This window comes from Delftia sp. WSY_7, from assembly GCF_043104845.1.
Classification (GTDB): domain Bacteria; phylum Pseudomonadota; class Gammaproteobacteria; order Burkholderiales; family Burkholderiaceae_C; genus Comamonas; species Comamonas tsuruhatensis.
Genome location: NZ_JBICLB010000034.1, coordinates 540,593 through 561,042 on the forward strand (window position 1 = coordinate 540,593; position 20,450 = coordinate 561,042).

Sequence of the window (20,450 nt, forward strand, 5' to 3'; positions counted from 1 at the left end):
AGAACGGCCGGATCTCAGGCCCTGAAGCGCCTGCGCGTCATCGCCAGCGCAAACCAGTAGGCCGCCACCGTGGTGGCGGCCAGCACGAGGCCGTGGCGCAGCGGGTGGGCCGGCCACTCGTCCATGAACAGCGGGCGCACCAGCTCCACGGCATTGGTCAGCGGCAGCCAGTCCGAGGCCAGGCGCACGGCCTCGGGCAGCTGCTCGCGCGGGAAGAACACGCCGGACAGGAACATCATGGGCGTGAGCACCAGGGTGAAGTAGTAGGTGAAGAAGTCATAGCCCTTGGCCAGGGCGTTGAAGATCAGCGCGATGCTGGAGAACATGATGCCCACGCACAGCAGCACGGGCCAGGCCACCAGCAGCCTGGGCGAGTGGCTGATGCCCAGCGCCAGCATCACGCCCAGGATGGCGGTGACCGTGAACAGCGCCTTGAAGGCGGCCCAGAGCATCTCGGCCAGCAGCACGCTGTCCAGGCTGATGGGCGCGTTCATGATGCCGTCCCAGGTCTTTTGCACATGCATGCGCGAGAAGGCCGAGTACAGCGCCTCGAAGCTGGCGGCATTCATGGCGCTCATGCAGATGGAGCCGCTGGCCAGGAACAGGATGTAGGGCACCTGCCGGCCCGTGGCGCCCACGGTGACCTCGCCCACCAAGGCGCCCATGCCGTAGCCGAAGGCCACCAGCCACATCAGCGGCTCGGCGATGTTGCCGATCAGGCTGGGCAGGGCCAGCTTGCGCCACACCAGCAGGTTGCGCAGGAACACCGGCCACCAGCGCAGCGACAGGTCGGGCGGGCGCCAGATGCTGGGGGTGTCCGATGCGGGTTCGGTCATGGTGGTTCAGCCGTCGGTTCTGATCTGTCGGCCGGTGAGCTTGAGGAACAGGTCCTCCAGGTTGGCCGGGCGGTGCAGGGTGCGCAGGTGGCTGTGCGCGGCCAGCGCCTGCAGCAGCGGGCGCGCGTCGTGCGTATAGAAGAAGACGGTGTCGCCACTGACCTCGGTGCGCCCGGCCAGTGGGCGCAGTGCCGCGTCATGCGCCAGGCCCAGGGCGCCGTTGCCGTAGGCCTCGACCACTTCGGGCTCCAGGTGCTCGGCGATGAGTTCGCGCGGGCGGCCTTCGGCGATCTTGCGGCCGTGGTCCAGCACCAGCAGCCGGGAGCACAGCCGCTCGGCCTCGTCCATGAAATGCGTGGTCAGCAAGATGGCCTTGCCCTGCTGCAGCAGCCACTGCAGACGCTCCCAGATCAGGTGGCGTGCCTGCGGGTCCAGGCCCGTGGTGGGTTCGTCCAGCAGCAGCAGGCGCGGGTCGTTGACCAGGGCGCGCGCCAGGGACAGGCGCCGTTTCATGCCGCCGGACAACTCGCCCGGCCTGGCCGCGGCCTTGTGCGACAGCGCCGCGAAGTCCAGCAGCTGCGGTATGCGGTCACGCATCTGCGCCGTACCCAGTCCGAAGTAGCGCGCGTAGACGCCCAGGTTTTCCGCGCAGCTGAAGTCGGGGTCCAGCGTGTCGTTCTGCGAGACCACGCCCAGCCGCGCCTTGATGGCCAGTGCATCGGCAGGCATGTGCAGCGGCGGCGAGCCGTCTTCGGGGTGGTAGAGAACATGGCCCGCATCGGATGCCGTCAGGCCCAGGCAGATGCGCAGCGTGGTGGTCTTGCCCGCGCCATTGGGGCCGATCACGCCCAGGCATTCGCCGGGAGCGATGGAAAAGGACAGGTCATCGACCACCGTGGTGTCGCCGTAGCGCTTGCGCAGGTTCAGGGCGTCGAAGAGCGCGGGCATGGAGCGTTTTCCTGGGTCCGGGGCTAGCGCGCAGGCTTGGCGGCCAGTGCGGGCCTGGCCGGCGCATCCGGCGTCTCCGGCGTCTCCGATACAGCTGGCGCATCGGCGCAGGCCTGCTGCTGCGGTGGGCTCAGCCGCACCTGCGTCCAGCAGTCACGCCCGCGGCGCTTGGCAGCGTAGAGCGCGGCATCGGCGGCGGGCAGCAGCATTTCCAGGCGCAGGCCGTCCCAGACCTGGGGCGCGTGGGCGCAGCCGGCACTGAAGCGGACTTCGAAGCCCAGCGTCTGCGTCGAGGCCTGCAGCAGCGCCGACTGCAGCCGGGTGCACAGGGTATCCACACCGTCGTCCGTGGTGTAGAGCAGCAGGCAGAACTCCTCGCCGCCCCAGCGCGCAGCGATTTCGTCACTGCGCAATTGCTGCTGCAGCAGGCGGGCGAAGAGGCACAGCGTACGGTCGCCCATGGCATGGCCGTATTCGTCGTTGACATGCTTGAAGTGGTCCAGGTCCAGCATCACCAGGGCCAGGGCCTGCCGGTGGCGCTGGGCATGCGCCAGCATGGCGGGGGCGCGCTCCAGCAGGGCGCGGCGGTTGGGCAGGCCGGTGAGCATGTCCTGCAAGGCCATGTCGCGCAGCTGCTGGTTGGTCTCGTCGCGCCAGGCCACCAGCACGGCCACCATCAGCAGCGTGCTGCTCAGCGTGACCAGCAGGGCGAATATCTGGTTGGCGCCGCTGTCGGCCGTGAAGCTGGGCAGGAAGGGCGTGGCCAGGGCCAGGTAGCTGCGCACCAGAAGTACCAGCCCCATGAAGACGGCCACGCCGCACATCAGATAGCGCCAGCTGCGTGCCACGGGGCGGCGTGGCGCCAGGCACAGGCCGGCCAGCGCCAGCAGGCTCAGTCCGTGGGCGGCGCTGAACCAGCCGGTGCGCAAGGACAAGTGGGGCAGCAGCAGGGTGAAGCCCAGCGGCCCCAGAAAGCACAGCGCGATCAGGCCGCGTTCCAGCCAGGGCGGCCGGGGCCCCAGCCATTCGCGCAAGGCGCGCGCCATCTGCCACTGTGCCGATGCCGCGCAGGCTGCTGCGCCCAGCGACAGCAGTTCGCGCGAGAGCAGGCCTTGCGGCAGGCGGCTGGCGATGAGGATGAAGATCCAGGCCCCGGCCTGGATCAGGAAGAAATGCTGGGCATGGCGCGCGGCACCGCTGACGCGCCGCCCCATGGCCAGCGGCAGGGCGGCCGACATGGCCATCATGTTGAGGGCCACGACCGAGGTCATGGAGAAAAAATCCAGGGTGGGCAGCGTGGATGGCATGTGCGTCCCTGGATGGCGGTGCGAAGCGGGGCCCTTGGCAGCAGGTGGCCGGTGGCGGGGCGCTACTGGAACGCCACCTCCGCGAAGCTGCGCAGCTTGCGGCTGTGCAGGCGCTGGGTGCCGCCTTCGCGCAGGATGTCGATGGCGCGCATGCCGATGCGCAGATGCTGGTCCACGCGCTCGCGGTAGAAGTGGTTGGCCATGCCGGGCAGCTTGATCTCGCCGTGCAGCGGCTTGTCGGACACGCACAGCAGCGTTCCATAGGGCACGCGGAAGCGGAAGCCGTTGGCCGCGATGGTGGCGCTTTCCATGTCCAGCGCCACGGCGCGGCTCTGGCTGAAGCGCAGCTGGGGCAGGTTGTTGGGCAGCAGCTCCCAGTTGCGGTTGTCGGTGCTGGCCACGGTGCCGGTGCGCATGATGCGCTTGAGGTCGGGCCCGTCCATCTGCGTGACGTCGGCCACGGCCTGCTGCAGGGCCAGCTGGATCTCGGCCAGCGCGGGAATGGGCACCCACAGCGGCAGCTCCTCGTCCAGCACATGGTCCTCGCGCACATAGGCGTGGGCCAGCACGTAGTCGCCCAGCTGCTGGCTGTTGCGCAGGCCCGCGCAGTGGCCCAGCATCATCCAGGCGTGCGGGCGCAGCACGGCAATGTGGTCGGTGATGGTCTTGGCATTGGCCGGCCCCACGCCGATGTTGACCATGGTGATGCCGCTGTGGTCGGCGCGCACCAGGTGGTAGGCCGGCATCTGCGGCAGGCGCGGCGGCGGCGTGCCCAGCTCGTCATTGGGCTGGGCCGGCAGGCCGGTGCGGCGCGTGACCACGTTGCCGGGCTCGATGAAGGCCACGTACTCGCTGTCCTCCCGGGCCATCTCGGCGTGGCCCAGGCGGATGAACTCGTCGATGTAGAACTGGTAGTTGGTGAACAGCACGAAGTTCTGGAACCACTCCGGCTGGGTGCCCGTGTAGTGGCGCAGCCGGTGCAGCGAATAGTCCACGCGCGGGGCCGTGAACAGCGACAGCGGCAGGGCCTCGCCCGGCTGGGGGCGCCAGGTGCCGTTGGCGATGCCGTCGTCCATGGCCTCTAGGTCGGGCAGGTCGAACACATCGCGCATCAGCTGCCGGCGCTCGCGCGACAGCGTGCCTTCGATGTGGTCGTTCTCGGCAAACGAGAAGTGGATGGGGATGGGCTTGTCGCTCAGGCCCACTTCCAGCGGCACGCCGTGGCTCTTGATCAGCAGGCGGAACTGCTCGGCGTAGTAGCGCGAGAACAGGTCGGGCCGCGTGAGCGTGGCCTCGTGCGTGCCCGGCCCCTCGACAAAGCCGTAGGCCAGCTGCGTGTCCGCGCGTGACACGGTGGCCGTATGCATGCGCACGAAGGGGTAGTAGGCGTGGACGGGGGCGGCCGGGGTTTCACCGGAGACGAAGCGCTGCATGTTCGTGCGCAGGTGCTCTATCTGCTCGCGGTAGATCTGCTGTACATGCTCCAGGGCCCGCTGGGGGTCGGTGTGCAAGGTGGCTGCGGCCCGTGAGGCCTGCGAGGGGTTGTGAAGCGAAACCATGGGCTATTGTCGTTGGACTGGATGACTGTTGTGCAACTGCCAGGCGCGCGCTCTGTCGGCCGGCATGGGCGGCGCCACAAGGTACCCCTGCATCATGCCGCAGCCCAGGTCGCGCAAAAGCTCCAATTGGGCAGGTGTTTCCACGCCTTCAGCGACGATGTCCAGATGCAGGCTGTGGCCCATCTGCACGATGGCGGTGACGATGGCCGTGTCGTCCTCGCTATCGGGCACGTCGGCGATGAAGGACCGGTCTATCTTGAGCTGGTTGATGGGGTGGCGGCGCAGATAGGCCAGCGAGGAATAGCCGGTGCCGAAGTCGTCGATGGCCAGGCCCACGCCCAGGGCCTGCAGCGCCTGCAAGGTGTCCTGCACCTGGCCGCTGGTGTGCATCAGCGTGGACTCTGTCAGCTCGATGTGCAGCCAGCGCGCTTCCAGGCCGGTTTCCTCCAGCACCAGGGCCACCTCGCGCGCCATGTTGCGCTGGCGAAATTCCAGCGCGGAGACATTCACGGACAGGGGTACGGGCCGCAGCCCCTCGTCCTGCCACTGGCGAGCCTGGCGGCATGCCTCGCGCAGCACCCAGTGGTCTATGGCCGAGATCAGGCCGCGCGCCTCGGCAAAGCCGATGAACTCGCCGGGCAGCACCAGGCCGCGCTGCGGGTGGCGCCAGCGCACCAGGGCCTCGAAGCCCGCCAGCCGGCCATCGGCCGTGAAGGTCTGGGGCTGGTAGTGCAGCTCGAACTCTCCGCGCTCCAGCGCGCCGCGCAGTTGCTGCTCCTGCATCAGCATCTGGGTGGCCTGGCCGCCGTGGGCGGGTGCGTAGAACTGCAGGTTGCGCCGGCCGCTGTCCTTGGCCGTGTGCGTGGCGCTTTCGGCGCGGTTGAGCAGTTCCTCGGCGCTTTTTCCGTCGCCCGGGTACATGGCGATGCCCATGCATGGCGAGACCACCAGCGGCGTGCCGTCGATGGTGCAGGGTGCCTCGATGATGCGTTGCAGGTGCCTGGCCTGGGTCTCGGTCTCCTGCGGATCGGGATCATCGGTGAGCACGACCACGAATTCGTCGCCGCCCACGCGCGCCACCAGATCATGGGCGCGCACGCTGCCGCGCAGGCGCTGGGCGACCTCGCACAGCAGCAGGTCGCCGGCCTGGTGGCCCAGCGAGTCGTTGATGGTCTTGAAATGGTCCAGGTCGATGAGGAGCACGGCCAGCGTGCGCTGCTTGACCGAGGCCAGCGACAGCGCCTGGCGCAGCATCTGGATCAGGCGCACCCGGTTGGGCAGCTGGGTCAGCTGGTCGTGCTGGGCCAGGAAGTCCATGCGCTCCTGGGCCAGCTGGCGCAGCGTGATGTCGCGCACCAGCACGATGCGGTAGGGCCTGCCCCCGGCCGGCATGGTCTTGGCCTCGATCTCCACGGGAATGCGGTGGCCGTCCTTGTGCTGGAGGGCGCCATCGAAACGGTCCTCGCGGCCGCTGCGCATGTACTGCAGCGCGTAGAGGCGGAATTCCGGGCAGATGTAGTCGAGGATGGGGCGGCCGATCAGCTCGTCCAGCGTGTAGCCGGCCAGGCGGGACAGGGCCTCGTTGCCGTCGATGATGAGGCCGTCGCGGTGCATGACGATGGCCTCGGTCGTGACCTCGGTGAACTTGCGCATGCGCTCTTCGCTGTCACGCACCTTCTGCGCCACATGGTGGTGGTGGCTCACGTCGGTGATCTGCACCACGGCGCCCTGCAGCTGCCCGTGCTCGAAGTGCGGCATCAGCAGCGATTCGATATGGCGAGGCGGTCCATCCGGCTGGGGCACCTCGCGCTCGTAGCGCACATGTTCGCCGCGCAGGCCGCGCTCCACATGCTCGGCGATGAGCTGCCACACGGCTTCGCCCACGATCTCGCGCACGGTCTTGCCGACCGCCTCGGCGGGCGTCAATCCGAAATTGCGTGCGTAGTTGATGTTGGCGAAGCGGCAGCGCAGCGTGCGCGCATCGAAGTAGGCCAGCATGGCCGGAGCCGTATCTGCTATCAGCCGCAGCAGCGTATCGTTGGGCCCCGTGATTTGCGCATCGACGTTCTCTGGCATTCGTCCCCCTCGCTGGGGATTTATAGCGGAATCGCCGAGATTTTGATAGCGCTCTTGTGCGAGGGTGAGCGGCCGCTGACGCGAGGGAGCGCGTGCGGCTGTCGAGCCTCCGGGGCCGCCATGGCGGCCTGTCTTTTTTTTGCAGCGCCGCATCACGTACGGCGCGGCTTCTTTACTTGAGCAGGTCCTGCACCTGGCCCAGTGCAGCCTGGGCGCACTTGTCGTCCAGATGGCCGCCGGGCGCGCCGCCGATGCCCACGGCGCCGATCACCTCGTTGCCCACCTTCACCGGCAGGCCGCCGCCCAGCAGCAGGTAGCCGGGGATGTTCACCAGGTTGGCGGCGCCGGGGTTCTTCTGCGCGCCTTCCATGATGGCCAGCGTGCTGTTCTTGGCCGATGCGGCCGTATAGGCCTTCAGCCGGCTGGCCTCCAGCGTGTGGGGGCCCGCGTTGTCGGCGCGCTGCACGGCGCGCACGGTGCCGGCACGGTCCACCACGGTGGCGGTGACGGCATAGCCGTCGGCGGCGCAGGCGGCCACGCTGCGTGCGGCGATCTGGTTGGCCAGCTCCAGCGACATGTTCTTTTCCGTGCGCACGGCATCGGCCTGGGCGGCGGTGGCGATCAGGCCCAGGGTCAGGGCAGCGAGGGTGGCGAGCTTGGTGGCGTGGCGTTGCATGGTCTTCTCCTTTGGGGTCAGGACGGCCCGGGCCACAAGCCCGGACGGCATGCATGCACTGTAGAAAATGCCGCCGCCGCGCACCATTCGGACGGCTACGCGCGGCGCTGCGTAGAAATACGGAGAAGCCAGGCGCGCTGCTGGGTGAGGAGGTAGTGCTTCAGGCGCCTGCCGCCGTGTCCGCCAGGCTGGCGTAGCGGCGTATGAGCTGGGCCAGGCTGGGCGCCTCCAGCTTGGCGAAGAGGTTGGCCCGGTGCGTTTCCACCGTGCGTGGCGACAGCTCCAGGCTGCGGCCTATCTCCTTGTTGGTCAGGCCCTGCACGATCAGCGCCAGCACCTCGCGCTCGCGCGCGGAAAGCTGCGCAAAGCGCTGCTGGGCATCGCGGTCGGCCTGCTGGCGTTCGCGCGACTGCACATGCTGGCGCACGGCGCCTTGCAGCGCGTCGATCAGCACTTCGTCGTCCACGGGCTTTTCCAGGAACTCGGCCGCGCCGGCCTTGAAGGCGCGCCGGCACATGTCCACCGTGCCATGCCCGGTGAGCATGATCACGGGCTGGTCCACACCCTGCTCCATCAGCCGGCCCAGCAGGGCCAGCCCGCCGATGCCGGGCATGCGCACGTCCAGCACGATGGCGCCTATGCCCTGGCGGTCCAGCCCGTCGAGAAAGGCCAGCGGATCGGCCCAGCACTGCACGCGCAGGCCCACGGTGCCGATCAGCAGGGCCAGGCTGTCGCGCACGGCCTCGTCGTCATCGACCAGATGGATCAGCGGGGACAGGTCTTGGGCGGGCGCGGCAGTCATGGGGTCGGTGGTTCCTGAGGGGCGTTGGGTACGGCAGGTGCCGGGCCATGGGCCGCAGGCAGCAGCAGCTCGAAGCGCGCCCCGCCTTGCGGCGGGGTGGCGGCGGATGCGGCCAGCTCCAGGCTGCCGCCCATGGATTCGGCCAGGCTCTGGCTGAGCGTCAGGCCCAGTCCCAGGCCCTGGGCGCGGCCCGTGGCAAACGGGGTGAACAGGCGCTGGCGCATCTCGGGCGCCACGCCGGGGCCGCTGTCGTGCACGGCCACCATCAGGCGGCTGTCGCGGCGTGCCAGCTCCACCCGCAGATGGCGGGCTGCGGGCGGCTGCTCATCCATGGCCTGCAGTGCATTGACCAGCAGGTTGTGCAGTATCTGCTGCACCGCCACGGGGTCGGCCTGGGCGGCGGGCAGATCGGCGGCCTGCACCATGACCTGAACCTGGCGGCGCCGCAGCTCGGGCTCCAGCAGATACAGCGCCTCGGCAACGGCCTGGCCCAGATCCAGCGGCTCGGCCTGGGGCGCGAGCCCCGGCCGCTCCACCAGGCGGCGCAGCCTGCCCACCACGGCCGATGCGCGCTTGGCCTGCTCGGCAGCCTGTCCCATGGCCTGGCGTGCGGCGTCCAGCTCGGGCGGGTCCTCGGCCAGCAGGCGGCGCGCGGCCTGGCTGTTGGACAGCACGGCCGTCAGCGGCTGGTTCAGCTCATGCGCCATGCCGGCCGCCAGTTCGCCCAGCGTATTGAGCCGTGCCACCTGGCCCAGCTGCAGCAACTGCTCGGCGCGGCGGCGGGCCACGCGCTGGCGCAGCAGGGCGCGCAGCGCGGCCACGGCCAGCGCACAGCCCAGGGCCCAGCCCAGCATGGCCGTCCAGGGCAGCACCGTGGCGTCCAGCGGCTGGCGCAGGTACAGCACCAGAGGCTGGCTGGGCGAGGCCAGGGTCTTGCTCACCTCCCACGACCATGTGTTCCAGCCGTGCGCGGCGGCTCGGCCCGGCTGGATCACGAATTCCTGCCCGCCCAGGGCCAGCCATGCGCGCACCGGGCTGGTGGCGGGCGGCAGCGGCCACTCGTCGGCGGGAATCGTGGCGCGCAGGTCCAGCAGCAGCGCGTAGCTGGCCGGCAGCCCGGCCTGCACCAGGTACAGCCGGCCCCGGACCAGGTCGGCCAGGGCCAGTTCGGCCTGGCCGCTGGCCTGGGAGCGGCGCTCGGCCTCGGCCATGCCGGGCGGCCAGGTCTCGGGCCAGGGCTGGCCTGCGGTGGCCGCGCGGCGCGCCACATCCAGCACCTGGGGATACAGGCGCGGCAACTGCTTCCATGAGGCCTGGCCGGATGCGGGTTGGCGCGGCTGCAGCAGGGCCAGCGTGCCCAGAACGGCGTCGTGCTGCACCATGCGCTGGCTCAGCAGCCGGTGGGCGATGCGGGCATCGGTGTCGAAGACCTCGCGCAGCGACTGCAGGCGCCCATGCGCCAGCCAGGCCGCGCCACAGCCTGCGGCCAGGGCCCAGGCCAGCACCCACCCCGCTGCTCGCTGCCATCCATTCATGGCGCGGATTCTGTCATGCGGCTCGCGCACGCGGTGGGCACGCGGTGGTCTAATCCGAAGCACCCCCCCACGTACCGCAGCGCAGCATGGCCGAACCCACTCCCTCTACTGCCAACGCTACCGCCCCCGCTTCCGCGGCCGGCTGGATGGCGCCGCACAGCCTGCTGCGCATCTCGGTGGCCGTGGCCCTGCTGACCATCGTGCTCAAGACCCTGGCCTGGTGGCTCACGGGTTCGGTGGGCCTGCTGTCGGATGCGCTCGAATCCTTCGTCAACCTGGCCGGCGCCGTGTTCGCGCTGACCATGGTCACCATCGCCAAGCGGCCGGCGGACACCGACCATCCCTATGGGCACCACAAGGCCGAGTACTTCTCTGCGGGCTTCGAGGGCATCCTGGTCATCGGCGCCAGCCTGGCCATCGCCTGGGCGGCGCTGGCGCGGCTGTGGAACCCGCAGCCGCTGGAGCAATTGGGCTGGGGCCTGGCGCTGTCCGTGGCCAGCTCTGCCCTCAACGGCCTGCTGGCCGTGGCCATGCTGCGCTCGGCGCGCCAGCACCGCTCCATGGCGCTGGAGGGCGATGCCCGCCATCTGCTCACCGATGTCTGGACCTCGGCCGGCGTGGTCATCGGCCTGATGGGCGCAGCGCTCACAGGCTGGCTGTGGCTGGACGCGGCCGTGGCCATCGGGGTTGCGATCAACATCTGCGTGCAGGGCGCGCAACTGGTCTGGCAGTCTTCCCAGGGCCTGATGGACCAGGCCCTGGACGCGCCCGAGCGCCTGCGCATCGACGCCGTTCTGGACCGCCACGCGCACCGCGAGCATGGCGTGGTCTTCGACAACATCTCCAGCCGGCGTGCCGGCGAGCGCAGCTTTGCCGACCTGCACATGCATGTGCCCGGCGACTGGAGCGTGGCCCGCGCCGCCCGGCTGCGCACCGAGATAGAGGCCGAACTGCTGCAGGCCGTGCCCGGCCTGTATGCGCGCATTGAGCTGCTGCCGCTGGGCATGCAGACCGCCATGGAAGCCGCCATCGAGGCGGCAGGCCAGACAGACACGCCTTCCCCATCCACCGACAAGAACCCGAACCCCGAACCATGATCAGCATCCTGCAGCGCGTGAAACAGGCGCGCGTGGAAATCGATGGCCAGGTCGCCGGCAGCATAGGCCCCGGCCTGCTGGCCCTGGTCTGCGCAGAGCGCGGCGACACCGAGGCCGAAGCCGACAAGCTGCTGGCCAAGATGCTCAAGCTGCGCATCTTTGCCGACGACGCGGGCAAGATGAACCGCAGCGTGCAGGACCTGGACGGGCAGGGCGCCTGCGGCGGCCTGCTCATCGTCAGCCAGTTCACGCTGGCGGCCGACACCGGCGGCGGCAACCGCCCCAGCTTCACGCGCGCCGCGCCACCGGCCGAGGGAGAGCGCCTGTACGACTACATCGTGCAGCGGGCGCGCGCCCTGCACCCGGAAGTCGCCACGGGCCGCTTCGGCGCCGACATGCAGGTGCACCTGCTCAACGACGGGCCCGTGACCATTCCGCTGTCGATAGCTCCGGCCACCGCGGCATAGCGCGCCGCAGACCTGCTGTTCTGGGGCGGATTCTGGCGCGATCTGCGAGCGCGGCCTGGTCGGAACTGGCCTGCAAAGCCCGTATTCTTGCGGCCTCAGCATTCATCGACAGACCGACGACCATGAAGAACCATCCGTTCAAAGCCTCCACCCTGGCCCTTGCCATGAGCATGGCCCTGGCGTGGAGCGGCGCGGCCGGCGCCGACACCCTCAAGAAGCCCGCGCTGGACGCACTGGCCCAGGCGCAGCCGGCACCCACCGACTTCGCCAGCTTCCTGAGGCAGGCCGCGGCCGCGCAGCCTGCCATCGCCCAGGCCGTGCAGCGCCATGCCGCAGGCGCCGCGCTCACGGGGGATGAACTCAACCACATCGCCCGCCTGCTGGGCCTGTACACGCGGCTGACGCAGGAGCGGGCCGTGCTGGCCAGCATCGAGCGCATGGTCGCCCTGCCCACGGTGCGCGACCCCAAGGTGCCGCCGCACGAAAGCCCGGCCATCCTGGCCTTCGGCGAACTGGTGCAGCAGATGGCCAGGGACTTCGGCCTGCAGTACCGCAACGTGGACAACCGCATCTTCGAAGTCACCCTGCCTGCGAACGCAGCGAACGCGGGCACCGATGAATTCGGCATCCTCACCCATGCCGACGTCGTACCTGCCGTGGCCGCCGAATGGGTGCTGGACGGCAAGCAAATCAACCCATTCGAGGTTACCTTTGTGCCCGGCAACAGCGGGATCACCCTGATGAGCCATCCCCCGGTGCTTGTCCCACCCATGCCTGATCGGATCTACGGGCGCGGCACCATCGACGACAAGGGCTCCATCGCCACCGTGCTATTCGCCATGAAGGCCGTCAAGGACAGCGGCCTGCCCCTGTCGCGCGGCATACGCCTCATGATCGAGACCACCGAGGAAACCGGCGGCGATGCCATGAAGTACTACCAGGGCAAGACCACGCTGCCCGCCTACAACATCGTGCTGGACAGCAAGTACCCCGCCGTCGTCGCGGAAAAAGGCTCGGGCGCGCTCAAGGCCGTGTTCGATGACGTGAAGACCGACCCCGCCCGCCCGGCCATCACCGCCATGGCCGGCGCCGCCTCGGCCAACGCCATTGCCCAGACCGCCACGGCCACCATCACGGCCAGCGACGAAGCCGCCATTGCCGCCATCGCCGCGCGCCTGCAGGCGGCCAAGGGTGACTTCACCGCCAGTTATGCCGGGCAGGGCGGGCCGTTCACCATCGACATACAGCACAGCGGCGCGACGGCCACCGTCAAGGTCACGGGCACCTCGGCCCACGGCTCGCGCCCCGAGGAAGGCGTCAACCCCGTGCCGCGCCTGACGCTGTTCCTGCAGCAGGTGCTCATGCCCACCGATGGCGTGGCCCTGGTCCAGCCCAATGCCTACAGCAACGCCCTGCGCTACATCAACGGCGCCTTCGGCCTCGACTACTTCGGCAAGCAGCTGGGCGTTGCCTATGCCGACGACTTCATGGGCCCGCTGACCCTGTCGCCCAACCTCATCAAGGCGGCAGACGGCAAGCTCGAAGTCACCACCAACGTGCGCATGCCGCGCGGCAAGACGCCCGAGCAGCTGCGCACCGAAGTCGAGCAGCGCATCACCCGCTGGAGCGAGGCCGCCAAGGTTCCCCTCACCCTGCAGTACACCCAGGGCAACTGGATGGCGCGCGATCCCAAGGGCGCCTGGCTGTCCACCCTGCTCAACATCTTCGGCGACACCACTGGCCTGGACGCCAAGCCCGTGCCCACGGCCGGCAGCACCACGGCCAAGCTCATGCCCAACGCCATCAACTTCGGCCCCGCCATGCCCGGCAAGAAGTACACGGCGCACAACGCGCTCGAATACAAGGAACTGCCCGACCTGCGCGCCGACATGCAGATGTTCACGGAAATGCTGGTGCGCATCGGGAATCTGAAGCAGATGCAGTGACATTCTCCGGCTATTGAAATGCGAAAGCGCCTTGTGAAAGCAAGGCGCTTTTTTTCGTCCAATTCCGCCCAGTCATTCGACACATGAAAGCCGACTGCCCTGGATGCGGCACAGGCCTGCCTGCCCTCAACCTTCCGGACCATGCTCCGCGTATTCCACAAAGGACGGTGCTTCATCAAACAGTTGCAAGAGCAGTTTCAGGTGCCGGGCGTAGAGGCTCTGTGGCCGGTTGAAGGCCTGGGCGGCCAGGGCGATGGCTGCGCGGGCGAGGTACCACTCGTTGTCGAATTCACTGGCGTCCTCGAATACCTTGTGCCGGATTTGCCGGATGTGGTTCAGCGCCAGGTCTGCGGCCAGGTCCACCTCTACATCCGCGTCATGCCAGTCCATGTCGGCACAGCGTGTTTCGATCAGGGCAACCAGCCCCCTCTCTGCGCGGGCAATGGACAGGGCGATCATTTGCTGCATGGTGGGCCAGGCAGCGGTGTCCATCGTGCAGGGCTTGTTCGTTGAGTGCCGTGACGCAGCCATATCGATTCCTTTGTCGTCGCTTCAATGACTCGGGCTTTCTATGCACGATCTATGCACTCAATATTCTATGCACTGTGCATAGAGAATGGCAAGTGTGTTCCATGGCAAAGTGCGCGGATGGCACGCGACGACCCAACCATCTACATGCGTATCCCTCAGGAGCTGAAGGATCTGCTGGATGCCGCTTCCGAAGAGAACCGGCGCTCAATGACTGCCGAGGTCGTGGCTCGGCTACAGCAGACCTTTGCGGCGCCGCGCGTTTCGGGCATGGACAGCGATAGTTCGCAAATGAATCTGGATACCCGCGTCGGTGACGAAACGCTGGAAACCGTGAAGCGTATCGAAGAGCGGTTGCAATCGCTTGCGCAAGCCCTGGCCCTGCCACAGAGCGGCTCTCAGCCAACCACGGATGCGGCGACGCCGGAAAAATCCACAGGCAAGCGCGTATCGAAGTCAGCGCAGAGTGCGGCGCCGAAGAAGTAGCTTTCTGGCCTCACTGCCTCCAGAAAAACACCCCCGCCATCACCAGCCCCGTCAGCACGATGCCCGCGCGCAGCCATTCGGGCGGGATGCGGCGCGCCAGGCGGGCGCCGCCGTAGCCGCCTGCGGTGGCGGCAATCATCATGACCAGGGCCTGCTCCCACTGCACGACGCCGCCGGCCGCATAGATGGCGACGGCAATGGCCGTGAGCAGTGCGGAGACCAGGTTCTTCATGCCGTTCATGGCATGCAGCCTGGTCTGGCCCAGCAGGCCGAACAGGGCCAGCAGCAGGATGCCCAGGCCGCCGTTGAAGTAGCCGCCGTAGATGGCCACTGCCAGCATGCCGGCACCGGCCTTCAGGGGCGATGCATGGGCGGCATGCTCGGCGCTGCCGCGCGATGCCATGCGCCTGAGCTGGGGCGCGAAGGCGAACATGGCGGTGGCGGCCAGCAGCAGCCAGGGGACGACCTTGCGGAACAGGTGGTCGGGCGTGACCAGCAGCAGGGCCGCGCCCAGCGAGCCGCCGATGAGCGACAGCACGATGACGCCGCGCATGCCCAGGCCGGGCGGCGGCTCCATGTCCTGGCGAAAGCCCCAGGCACCGGCCATGTAGCCGGGCAGCAGGGCGACGGTGCCGGTGGCGTTGGCGGCCACGGGCGGCACGCCGGTGAAGACCAGGGCGGGCAGGGTGAGGAAGCTGCCGCCCCCGGCAACGGCATTGAGCGCGCCGGCCACGAAGGCGGCGCTCATGAGCAGTGCGATGTCCCACATGGTGTTGTCTCCTCCTGGGGCCAGGCATCGGCAGGCCGCCGTGGCCTTGCGCGGCCAGGCCGGTGTTATAGGTCGAGGCTGATCTTAGTGCCGGACCATCGGCCGGGCTGTCGCACCGGCATGGCGGCAGGGTCAGGGCTGCTTTGCGCAAAAGGACAGGATCGCGCCGGCGTGGTGGCCACCAGGCGACTAGGGCGGCTCCACCGCCGGGCCGGGCAGGCCCAGCGTGGCGCGCAGCAGGGCGACGCGCGGGTTGGCGACGGCGCTGCGGTAGATCAACGCCACGGGGCCCATGGAGATGGTGGGTGTGACATGCACCCTGCGCACCCCCAGCGACCGGGGCGAGGCCTGCAGCGTGGAGTCGGGCACGGCGCTGAGCCCCAGGCCGGCCCGGACCAGTTGCAGGTTGGTGAAGGGGCTGGTGGATTCGATGACGGGCGTGGGCGCGATCACGCCTTCGCGGCGGAACACCTCTTCCATCATGCGGCGCAGCATGGAGCTGCGCGTGGGCAACCGGGGCTATACGGGCAGCCCGGCGGCCGACACCTACCGGTGCGCCGACGGCTGGTTGTCCACGGCCGCCAACACGCCGCAGCAGTTTCGCAGGCTCGCCAGCGTGCTGGGGCTCGATGCCCTGTGCGAGGACGCCACGCTGCTGGACCTCGATGCCTTCAACGCGCCCGAGGGCGGCTTTGTCGCCGCGCGCGATGCGTCCGCGCTGCAGCGGCTGCAGGCATGTCTGGCCGAGGCCTTCGCCGCACGCAGCGCACGGGACATGGAAGCCCGGCTCAACGCCGTGGGCGTGCCTGCCGCCAGGGTGCGGCGCCTGGGTGAGTTCCTGGGCGAGGCCCGCGCTGCCGGCACCGTGTCACCTGTGAGCTATGGCGCCGGCGGCGCTGCGGTGGACACTCCGGGAATGGGGTTCCGGTGGATGGATGCCGAGCCCCTGCCGGGTGCGCCGGCCCCCGTCCTGGGCGATGGCAACCTTGCGCTGCTGCGGGAGCTGGGGATGGCGGATGAGGCCATCGCCCGCCTGTGCCGCAGCGGCGTGCTGGGCGCGCCGCAGTCCTGATTGCCTTTGGATTCCTTTGCCACTGCCTTGCTGGAGATCCCATGTTCAAAGCCTTGCTGCTGACCCAACCCGTACCGCGTGAAACCCGTGCCGAGTGTGTGGAGCTGGACGAAGCCAGCCTGCCCGCCGGCGCGGTGCGCGTGGCCGTCTCGCATTCCACGCTCAACTACAAGGATGCACTGGCCATCACGGGGCGCTCGCCCGTGGTGCGCCAGTTCCCCATGGTGCCGGGCATCGACCTGGCCGGCACGGTGCTGGACAGCGAGGACGCGCGTTTCCAGCCCGGCGATGCCGTGCTGCTCAACGGCTGGGGCGTGGGCGAGACCCACTGGGGCGGGCTCGCCCAGCAGGCGCGCGTGAACGGCGACTGGCTGATCCGCCGGCCCGAGACCTTCAGCGCACGGGATGCCATGGCCATAGGCACGGCCGGCTATACGGCCATGCTGTGCGTGATGGCGCTGCAGGCGCATGGCATCACGCCCTCCAGCGGCCCCGTGCTGGTGACGGGGGCCAATGGCGGCGTGGGCAGCATTGCCGTGGCCCTGCTGTCGCGCCTGGGTTTCGAGGTGCACGCCGGCACCGGGCGGCCCGAACAGGCCGAGCACCTGAAGGCGCTGGGCGCGGCGCGGATCGTGGAGCGCAGCAGCCTGGATGCGCCCGGCAAGCCGCTGCAAAAGGAGGTCTGGGCGGCGGCCGTGGACAGCGTGGGCAGCCATACGCTGGCCAATGTGTGCGCCAGCCTGCGCTACGGCGGCTGCGTGGCGGCCTGCGGGCTGGCCCAGGGGCTGGACCTGCCCGCTTCCGTGGCACCGTTCATCCTGCGCGGCGTGTCGCTGCTGGGCATCGACAGCGTCTATGCGCCGCAGGCGCGGCGCGAGCAGGCCTGGGCGCGGCTGGCCGCCGAACTGCCGCGCGAGGTGCTGGAGCGCAATACCGAAGAGGCGGGCCTGGCCGATGCGGTTGCGCTGGCGCCCCGGCTGCTTGCCGGCCAGGTGCGCGGCCGGGTCGTCATCGATACGGCGCGCTGAGGCCCGCGCGGGGCCTACTTGGCGTAGGGGTCGGCAAAGCCCAGCTCGACCATGATCTCGGTCTCGTAGGCTTCCATTTCCTCGGCGTCCTGCTCGCTGGTTTCATGGTCCCAGCCCTGGGCATGCAGCGTGCCATGCACCAGCAGGTGGGCGTAGTGCTCCTCCAGCGTCTTGTTCTGCTCGCGCGCCTCGCGCTCGACCACGGGGGCGCACAGCACCAGGTCGGCCATGGCGGTGGGCTCCTGCTGGTAGTCGAAGGTCAGGACGTTGGTGGCGTAGTCCTTTTGCCGGTACTCGCGGTTGAGCTGCTGGCCTTCCTCGGCATCGACGATGCGCACGGTGATTTCGGCATCGACGGCCAGGGCATGGCGTATCCAGCGCGTGACCTTGCTGCGGGACAGCACGGCGCGGTGGGCGGGCGCCTCGGCAAAGCGCGCGAATTGCAGGGACAGTTGCAGTTGGTTCAGGGACATGGGGGAGTGCGTGGGCGTGTGCTTGGGCTTGAGCTTTGGAGCGCCCGTGGGCGGGCGTCTGCTGTGGCTGTCGGGATCAAGGCGCTGCAAGGCGCGGTGCGGCACGGCGCGCCGGGGCCTGGCCGCGTGCGTCGTAGGCGTCCACGATGCGGGCCACCAGCGGGTGGCGCACCACGTCGGCGCTGGTGAAGTGGTTGATGGCGATGCCCTTGACGCGCTTCAAGACGCGTTCGGCATCGATCAGGCCGCTCAGGGCGCCCTTGGGCAGGTCGATCTGGCTGACGTCGCCCGTGACCACGGCGCGGGCGCCGAAGCCGATGCGCGTGAGGAACATCTTCATCTGCTCGGGCGTGGTGTTCTGCGCCTCGTCCAGGATGACGAAGGCGTTGTTCAGCGTGCGCCCGCGCATGAAGGCCAGCGGCGCGATCTCCAGCACATTGCGCTCGAAGGCCTTTTGCACCTTCTCGTAGCCCATGAGGTCGTAGAGCGCGTCGTACAGCGGGCGCAGGTAGGGGTCGACCTTCTGCGTGAGGTCGCCGGGCAGAAAGCCCAGGCGCTCGCCTGCTTCCACGGCCGGGCGCGTGAGCACGATGCGCTGCACGGCGCTGCGCTCCAGCGCGTCCACGGCGCAGGCCACGGCCAGGTAGGTCTTGCCGGTGCCGGCCGGGCCGATGCCGAAGGTGATGTCGTGGCGGGCGATGTTCTCCAGGTAGGCCGACTGGTTGGCCGTGCGCGCGCGCAGGTCGGGGCGGCGCGTGGACAGCTGGATGGCGTCCAGGGGCTGCTCGATGAGTTCGGTGTCGCCGGCCAGCATGAGCTGCAGCGAATCGTCCAGGATGGGGTCGTCGGCCATCTCGTAGAGGGCCTGCAGCAGCTCCAGTGCGTCGTTGGCCTTGGCCTTGGGGCCGTCGATCTTGAATTGCTCGTGGCGGTGGGCGATCTTGACGCCCAGTGCGATCTCGATGGTGCGCAGGTGCGCGTCGGCCGGGCCGCACAGATGGCTCAACCGGTTGTTGTCGTGGGGTGTGAATGTGTGGCGCAGGATCACGCGGATAATTCCAGAGATTCCGGGCGGCGGCCAGCGCGAGGGCGTGGTGCCATACCCTGTGAATGGGCCGGCGTTCGGTTGCGGACGGGCATGAAAAGCCGCCCCTGGGGCGGCAAAGGACACCAATGATAGGCAAATTGACAGGAACGCTGCTGGAAAAAAACCCGCCCGAGGTGCTGGTGGACTGCGGCGGCGTGGGCTACGAGGTGCAGGTGCCCATGAGCACCTTCTACAACCTGCCCGCCAGTGGGGCCAGGGTCAGCCTGCTGACGCACTTCGTGGTGCGCGAGGATGCGCAGCTTCTGTACGGCTTTGGCACGCACAGCGAGCGCCAGGCGTTCCGCGAGCTGATCAAGATCACCGGCATCGGCCCGCGCATGGCGCTGTCGGTGCTCAGCGGCATGAGCGTGGAGGACCTGGCCCAGGCCGTGACGCTGCAGGAGGTGGGCCGCCTGGTCAAGGTGCCGGGCATCGGCAAGAAGACGGCCGAGCGCCTGCTGCTGGAGCTCAAGGGCAAGATCGGCGCCGATACGGGCGCGCAGTCGCTGTTCGTGAACAACGACCAGAACGACATCGTGCAGGCGCTGATGGCGCTGGGCTATTCCGACAAGGATGCGGCCGCCGCGCTCAAGAAGCTGCCGCCCGACGTGGGCGTGACCGAAGGCATCAAGCTGGCGCTGAAGGCGCTGGCCAAGTGAGCGGCGCATGAGCATCCATACCGACGATTTCGGGCAGGGCGGCTTTCCGCAGGGCGGTTTCGCGCCCGACAAGGCACCGGAAAAGCCGCGCATGATTTCGGCAGCGCCGGTCTCGCGCGGGGAAGAGGCCATGGAGCGCGCCCTGCGCCCCAAGCTGCTGCAGGAGTACGTGGGTCAGGCCAAGGCGCGCGAGCAGCTGGAGATCTTCATCGGCGCGGCCCGAAAGCGCAGCGAGGCGCTGGACCATGTGCTGCTGTTCGGCCCGCCGGGCCTGGGCAAGACCACGCTGTCGCACATCATCGCGGCCGAGCTGGGCGTGAACCTGCGCCAGACCAGCGGCCCGGTGCTGGAAAAGCCCAAGGACCTGGCGGCGCTGCTGACCAACCTCGAAGCCAACGATGTGCTGTTCATCGACGAGATCCACCGCCTGTCGCCCGTGGTCGAGGAAATCCTCTACCCGGCGCTGGAGGACTACCAGATAGACATCATGATCGGCGAAGGGCCGGCGGCGCGCTCCATCAAGCTGGACCTGCAGCCGTTCACGCTGGTGGGCGCGACCACACGCGCGGGCATGCTGACCAACCCGCTGCGCGACCGCTTCGGCATCGTGGCGCGGCTGGAGTTCTATACGGCCGAGGAGCTGGCGCGCATCGTGCGGCGCAGTGCAGGCCTGTTGAACGCGCCGATTGACGACGAGGGCGCCTTCGAGATCGCGCGCCGCTCGCGCGGCACGCCGCGCATTGCCAACCGCCTGCTGCGCCGCGTGCGCGACTATGCCGATGTGCGTGGCGACGGCAGCATCACGCGCGAGCTGGCCGACCGTGCGCTGGCCATGCTCGATGTCGATCCCCAGGGCTTCGACATCATGGACCGCAAGCTGCTGGAGGCCGTGGTGCACCGCTTCGACGGCGGCCCCGTGGGCCTGGACAACATCGCGGCCAGCATTGGCGAGGAGGCGGGCACCATCGAGGACGTGATCGAGCCCTACCTGATCCAGCAGGGCTTTTTGCAGCGCACGCCGCGCGGGCGCATGGCGACCCAGGCGGCGTACCGCCACCTGGGCCTTCCCGTGCCGGGCGACGACGCCAGCTGACGCAGG

General features: G+C 69.0%; 21 protein-coding genes. 8 read left to right on the forward strand and 13 right to left on the reverse strand.

Features of this window, described 5'->3' with window-relative positions:
- Positions 1-14: 14 nt before the first annotated feature.
- The 8 genes from ACF8ME_RS17260 to ACF8ME_RS17295 form a co-directional block, all read right to left on the reverse strand.
- Positions 15-836, reverse strand: coding sequence for an ABC transporter permease (locus ACF8ME_RS17260; protein WP_017406567.1), 822 nt, complete (start codon positions 834-836; stop codon positions 15-17).
- Positions 837-842: 6 nt separating this feature from the next.
- Positions 843-1,784: an ATP-binding cassette domain-containing protein gene (locus tag ACF8ME_RS17265; RefSeq protein ID WP_392417546.1), complete on the reverse strand. Its 942-nt coding sequence runs from the start codon at positions 1,782-1,784 to the stop codon at positions 843-845.
- A 23-nt stretch (positions 1,785-1,807) separates the two neighbouring features.
- Complete coding sequence (locus tag ACF8ME_RS17270; protein WP_160851711.1) at positions 1,808-3,091, reverse strand: GGDEF domain-containing protein; 1,284 nt, start codon at positions 3,089-3,091, stop codon at positions 1,808-1,810.
- 62 nt (positions 3,092-3,153) lie between these two features.
- Complete coding sequence (locus ACF8ME_RS17275; RefSeq protein ID WP_016446546.1) at positions 3,154-4,650, reverse strand: AMP nucleosidase; 1,497 nt, start codon at positions 4,648-4,650, stop codon at positions 3,154-3,156.
- Positions 4,651-4,653: 3 nt separating this feature from the next.
- Complete coding sequence (locus ACF8ME_RS17280; RefSeq protein ID WP_392417548.1) at positions 4,654-6,726, reverse strand: putative bifunctional diguanylate cyclase/phosphodiesterase; 2,073 nt, start codon at positions 6,724-6,726, stop codon at positions 4,654-4,656.
- 172 nt (positions 6,727-6,898) lie between these two features.
- Positions 6,899-7,402: a heme-binding protein gene (locus ACF8ME_RS17285; protein WP_392417550.1), complete on the reverse strand. Its 504-nt coding sequence runs from the start codon at positions 7,400-7,402 to the stop codon at positions 6,899-6,901.
- Between the two features lie 160 nt (positions 7,403-7,562).
- Positions 7,563-8,204: a response regulator transcription factor gene (locus ACF8ME_RS17290; protein WP_392417553.1), complete on the reverse strand. Its 642-nt coding sequence runs from the start codon at positions 8,202-8,204 to the stop codon at positions 7,563-7,565.
- Complete coding sequence (locus ACF8ME_RS17295; RefSeq protein WP_392417555.1) at positions 8,201-9,739, reverse strand: sensor histidine kinase; 1,539 nt, start codon at positions 9,737-9,739, stop codon at positions 8,201-8,203. Before ACF8ME_RS17295 ends, ACF8ME_RS17290 begins: the two co-directional genes overlap by 4 nt.
- Before the next feature lie 86 nt (positions 9,740-9,825).
- On the opposite strand from ACF8ME_RS17295, the gene ACF8ME_RS17300 reads away from it, so the two are divergent.
- From ACF8ME_RS17300 to ACF8ME_RS17310, 3 genes are all read left to right on the forward strand, one after another.
- On the forward strand, positions 9,826-10,836 hold the full coding sequence (locus ACF8ME_RS17300; protein WP_392417557.1) for a cation diffusion facilitator family transporter: 1,011 nt from the start codon (positions 9,826-9,828) through the stop codon (positions 10,834-10,836).
- Positions 10,833-11,303: a D-aminoacyl-tRNA deacylase gene (gene dtd / locus ACF8ME_RS17305; protein ID WP_012203138.1), complete on the forward strand. Its 471-nt coding sequence runs from the start codon at positions 10,833-10,835 to the stop codon at positions 11,301-11,303. Before ACF8ME_RS17300 ends, dtd begins: the two co-directional genes overlap by 4 nt.
- A gap of 122 nt (positions 11,304-11,425) precedes the next feature.
- Positions 11,426-13,249, forward strand: coding sequence for a dipeptidase (locus ACF8ME_RS17310; RefSeq protein ID WP_392417559.1), 1,824 nt, complete (start codon positions 11,426-11,428; stop codon positions 13,247-13,249).
- A 126-nt stretch (positions 13,250-13,375) separates the two neighbouring features.
- On the opposite strand, the gene ACF8ME_RS17315 is transcribed toward ACF8ME_RS17310, so the two are convergent.
- Positions 13,376-13,741, reverse strand: coding sequence for a hypothetical protein (locus ACF8ME_RS17315; RefSeq protein ID WP_288896802.1), 366 nt, complete (start codon positions 13,739-13,741; stop codon positions 13,376-13,378).
- A gap of 156 nt (positions 13,742-13,897) precedes the next feature.
- Between ACF8ME_RS17315 and ACF8ME_RS17320 the strand changes: the two genes are divergently transcribed.
- Positions 13,898-14,263: an Arc family DNA-binding protein gene (locus ACF8ME_RS17320; RefSeq protein WP_392417561.1), complete on the forward strand. Its 366-nt coding sequence runs from the start codon at positions 13,898-13,900 to the stop codon at positions 14,261-14,263.
- 10 nt (positions 14,264-14,273) lie between these two features.
- On the opposite strand, the gene ACF8ME_RS17325 is transcribed toward ACF8ME_RS17320, so the two are convergent.
- Both ACF8ME_RS17325 and ACF8ME_RS17330 read right to left on the reverse strand, forming a co-directional pair.
- Positions 14,274-15,032: a sulfite exporter TauE/SafE family protein gene (locus ACF8ME_RS17325; RefSeq protein WP_012203149.1), complete on the reverse strand. Its 759-nt coding sequence runs from the start codon at positions 15,030-15,032 to the stop codon at positions 14,274-14,276.
- Positions 15,033-15,221: 189 nt separating this feature from the next.
- On the reverse strand, positions 15,222-15,527 hold the full coding sequence (locus tag ACF8ME_RS17330; protein WP_392417563.1) for a LysR substrate-binding domain-containing protein: 306 nt from the start codon (positions 15,525-15,527) through the stop codon (positions 15,222-15,224).
- On the opposite strand from ACF8ME_RS17330, the gene ACF8ME_RS17335 reads away from it, so the two are divergent.
- The gene (locus ACF8ME_RS17335) at positions 15,514-16,104 is read left to right on the forward strand and encodes a CoA transferase (protein ID WP_392417564.1); all 591 of its coding nucleotides are present in this window, start codon (positions 15,514-15,516) and stop codon (positions 16,102-16,104) included. The two genes, ACF8ME_RS17330 and ACF8ME_RS17335, sit on opposite strands and share 14 nt — an antisense overlap.
- Positions 16,105-16,145: 41 nt before the next feature.
- Entirely contained in the window at positions 16,146-17,132 is a 987-nt protein-coding gene (locus ACF8ME_RS17340) for an MDR family oxidoreductase (protein ID WP_392417566.1), read from the forward strand.
- Between the two features lie 14 nt (positions 17,133-17,146).
- On the opposite strand, the gene ybeY is transcribed toward ACF8ME_RS17340, so the two are convergent.
- Together ybeY and ACF8ME_RS17350 are read right to left on the reverse strand one after the other, a co-directional pair.
- Positions 17,147-17,605 carry an rRNA maturation RNase YbeY gene (gene ybeY, locus ACF8ME_RS17345; RefSeq protein WP_016446534.1) on the reverse strand — a complete coding sequence of 153 codons (459 nt, stop codon included), beginning with the start codon at positions 17,603-17,605 and terminating at the stop codon, positions 17,147-17,149.
- Positions 17,606-17,681: 76 nt separating this feature from the next.
- Entirely contained in the window at positions 17,682-18,653 is a 972-nt protein-coding gene (locus tag ACF8ME_RS17350) for a PhoH family protein (RefSeq protein WP_016446533.1), read from the reverse strand.
- A gap of 125 nt (positions 18,654-18,778) precedes the next feature.
- On the opposite strand from ACF8ME_RS17350, the gene ruvA reads away from it, so the two are divergent.
- Entirely contained in the window at positions 18,779-19,351 is a 573-nt protein-coding gene (gene ruvA, locus ACF8ME_RS17355) for a Holliday junction branch migration protein RuvA (RefSeq protein WP_016446532.1), read from the forward strand.
- A gap of 7 nt (positions 19,352-19,358) precedes the next feature.
- The gene (ruvB, locus tag ACF8ME_RS17360; protein WP_016451874.1) at positions 19,359-20,444 is read left to right on the forward strand and encodes a Holliday junction branch migration DNA helicase RuvB; all 1,086 of its coding nucleotides are present in this window, start codon (positions 19,359-19,361) and stop codon (positions 20,442-20,444) included.
- The last annotated feature ends 6 nt before the right edge of the window (positions 20,445-20,450 follow it).